The sequence below is a fragment of the Dialister sp. CAG:357 genome (genome assembly GCF_000435155.1).
In the GTDB taxonomy this organism is placed as follows: Bacteria; Bacillota; Negativicutes; order Veillonellales; family Dialisteraceae; genus Dialister; species Dialister hominis.
The window spans coordinates 1-1,589 of the sequence record NZ_FR896421.1 but is presented as its reverse complement, the minus strand read 5'-3'; the positions used below and the strand labels follow the sequence as shown (position 1 = coordinate 1,589).

The window sequence follows — 1,589 nt, the reverse complement described above, 5'->3', positions numbered from 1 at the left end:
CAGACTATCTCAGGAAAAAAGTATGTCTTTATTGATGCTCCCTATTGGAATGCAGAGAAGCATCGCGGGGAGCACAAGCGCCGCTATATTGGTAAAATAGTTGAAGGACAGTTTGTTCCGAATGGGAAGTATCTGCTGTCACTGGAGAAGTCCGGGACAATAAAGCCTGGGCCGATTCCCGCCACAGAATGCAAGCGGCAGTTTTATGGGGCCACTTATCTTCTTGACCAAATCGGTGACAAACTGGGAATTGTGGATGATTTGAAGGCTTCCTTCCCCGATAGGTATAAGCAGCTCTTGTCTCTTGCCTATTTCTTTGTCCTGGAGGAAGGCATGTCTGCTTACCGTCTCCGTAAGTGGGCGTTGACTCATAAGCATCCCTATGGCCGGGATATCCCCTCCCAGCGGATCAGTGATCTGATGGGCTCTATTGATGAGGCTTCAAAGATGAATTTCTTCCGCAGGCAGGCCAAGCGCAGGGCGGAGAAGGAGTACCTTGCTTTTGACCCCACATCAATTTCCTCCTATTCTGAGCTGATTAAATTAGCCAAGTATGGAAAGAACAAGGAAGGAGACCACCTTCCGCAGGTTAATCTTGCTTTGTTGTATGGGGAAGTTTCACGGCTTCCGGTTTATTTCCGCAAGCTTACAGGAAATACGGCAGACGTCAGTTTGATACGGAATCTAATGCTGGACATCGATTTCCTGGATATGAAGAAGCTGAGCTTCGTTATGGGCAGAGGCTTCTACAGTGAGAAGAACATTAATGACCTGATGAAGCGCCATCATAAGTTTCTCATAGGCATTCGCTGCGGGTTAAAAATTGCAAGAAAGCATCTGGACGAGATTCGTGGAGAGAAGATGATCAGCTGGGGAAATTACCACGATGATGTGGGGCTGTATGCCATGAGCTTCACTGATGAATGGGACTATAGGGAAGAGCAGCCAAGGACGGGGAAATGTATATGTGACAAGCGGAGAGTCTATGTCCATATATACTTCAACGACCAGCGCTGTACCGATGAGCGGCTGAGCTTTGCCAGGTATCTGACCTGTCTGCAGGATGAACTTAAAAGCGGCAGGAAGACAGACGGGCACATGAAGGACTATGACAAATACTTCATAGTGACCGAAACGCCTAAGAGGGGACTGCACATTGTCCCCAAAGGTGATGCAATTCGTGAGCGCCAGCGCGATTTCGGCTATTTCGTCCTGCTGACCAATGGGATAAAGAATCCGGTGGAAGCCATAAAGCTCTACCGTGTGAGAGACCTGATTGAAAAAGCTTTTGCAAACCTGAAGGAACGGCTGGATATGAGGCGCATGTCCGTCTCCTCCTCCGAGAATTTCGAAGGAAAACTCTTTGTCCAGTTTCTGGCCCTAATCTACCTTTCCTACATCAAAAAGCAGATGGATGAGAAGGGCCTGTACAAGAAGTACACGATGCAGACACTGCTGGATGACTTGGATATAATTGAGCTTTACCAGCAGCCGGGGAGGGCCCATCACCTTTCAGAGATAACGAAGAAGCAGATAGCTCTATATGACGCAATGGGAGTCCCATTTCCGAAATAGATATAATTTCACGG

The 1,589-nt window shown here is 47.8% G+C and carries 1 protein-coding gene; it reads left to right on the top strand.

Annotation, left to right across the window (positions count from 1 at the left end):
* On the top strand, positions 1 to 1,575 hold a 1,575-nt coding region (locus tag M3200_RS04790; RefSeq protein ID WP_288178150.1), incomplete at its 5' end, for an IS1634 family transposase.
* Positions 1,576 to 1,589 lie beyond the last annotated feature (14 nt).